At 74.3% G+C, this 1,780-nt stretch carries 1 pseudogene; it reads left to right on the forward strand.

Annotated elements, in window-relative coordinates:
- Positions 1–1,780 (forward strand): annotated as a pseudogene (locus IJH84_RS21195) (hypothetical protein); the annotation flags it as partial.

The following is a 1,780-nucleotide window of genomic DNA, read 5'->3' on the forward strand; positions in this document are numbered from 1 at the left end:
AAACAGCAGGCCAGCGAGGCGGCAAAGCGCAGCACTCGGGCCGCGCACCGCTGCTGCCCGGTGCGAACGTGGTGGCCGACCCGGACACCCCGGCGCTGCGCGCGCTGCACGTGACCGGTGCGCTGGCCGTGCTGGCGTCGCTGGCGCTCGGTGGACCGCTCGCGCCGAGCCCCGATCCGCGCTGGGTGCTGGCCGAAGCGCTGCTGGTGCTCTCGGTGGTCGGCACGGTGCTGCTGGACGACCCGACCGTGATGTGTTCGGGCGCGTTCTCGCAGCTGCTGCGCGGGCTGCTGAGCAAGGCGGCGCGACGCAGCTCGATGATCGTGGCGGCCGTGCTGGTGGCGAGCGTGGCGGTCCTGCCCGGCGAGCTGAACGGGCCGCTGCCGGGCTCGGACCCCACGGTCAGCGCGATCGTGATCGCGCTGCTGGTCGTCTGCCTGGTCGTGGCGGTGCTGCTGGTGCCCGCCGCGCTGCTCGCGCGCGGGAACTGGTCCTCGGTGCCGCGCGAGCTGCGTCCGTGGGCGGGCGGCTGGATGGCGGCGCCGATGCTGATGCTGGCCGCCATGCTCGGTGTCGGCTTCGGCTCCGGGCTGGCGCTGAGCCTGCGCCAAGCGCTGCGCGCCGAGCAGCTGCGGCTGCCCACCTCCTACGACGAGGTCACCTTCTTCTGGGGCAGCGCGGCGATCCTGCTCGCGCTCGGCAGCGCCGGGCTCGGCGCCTGGGCGTGGATCCGGCGGCTGTTGTTCAAGCCGGACGACAGCGTTCCCGAGCAGGTCTCGCTGCTGCACGCGGGCAGGCAGCAGGACCAGCGCAGCGCGGCCGGTTCCTGGCACGTGGCGGACGTGCAGCGCCGCTACTCGCACCACGTGCTGCTGCTGGTGGCAGCGGTGCTGGCGGTCAGCAGCACGTTGTCGCTGATGTTGCGGGCGTGGATGGTGCGGGCCGAGTGGGCGGACTGGATCCGCGGGCTGGGCGTGCTCGCGCTGGGCGTGCTCGCGGTCGGACTGCTGCGGATGGTGCAGATGGCCGCGCGGGAACGGACCGCCGGGCGCTACCTGGGCATCCTGTGCGATCTGACGTTGTTCTGGCCGCGCGAGGCGCATCCCGTGGTGCCGCCGTGCTACGCGCTGAAGGTGGTGCCGGAACTCGCCGCGCGAGCCGCCGAGCACCTCGCCGAACCGGACACCCGCGTGGTGCTGGTCGGGCACAGCCAGGGCAGCCTGCTCGCCGCGGTGGCGACCGCGCGGCTGCTGGAATCGTTGCCGGAGGCCGATCGGGAACGGGTCGGCCTGGTCACCGCCGGTTCGCAACTGCAGTGGGCCTACCCGCGCGCGTTCCCGGGCGTGGTGCCGCACCGGTCGTTGCGGGATCTCGCCGGATCTCTCGGCGGCCGCTGGCGGTCGCTGTGCCGCGGTACCGATCCGCTCGGCGGGGCGGTCACCACCTGGAACCGGCAGGTCTTCGACGGGATGCTGCTCGGGGTGGGACTGCGTCCCGACGGCACCCAGGGACCGCTGCCGCCCGCCACGCGCGGGCCGACCGGAGCGCTGGTGCTCGGTGGGGACCACTGGCTGCCGGACCCGCAGCGGGGGCCGTTCTCGTTCCGCCGGTGGGTTCCCGGGGTGCTGGGGCACTCGGATTACAGCGGTGATCCGGAATGGGATCGGGCGGTCGCGATGGCCGCGGGCCTGGAGATCCCGGTGCGCGGCGCGACGTTGCCGCTGCGCACGCCGGCCGTGGCGCAGGCGGCGGATCCGCTCGGCGGGGCGGTCACCACCTG

It is taken from the genome of Saccharopolyspora sp., from assembly GCF_017434145.1.
Taxonomy (GTDB): Bacteria; Actinomycetota; Actinomycetes; order Mycobacteriales; family Pseudonocardiaceae; genus Saccharopolyspora_C; species Saccharopolyspora_C galaxeae.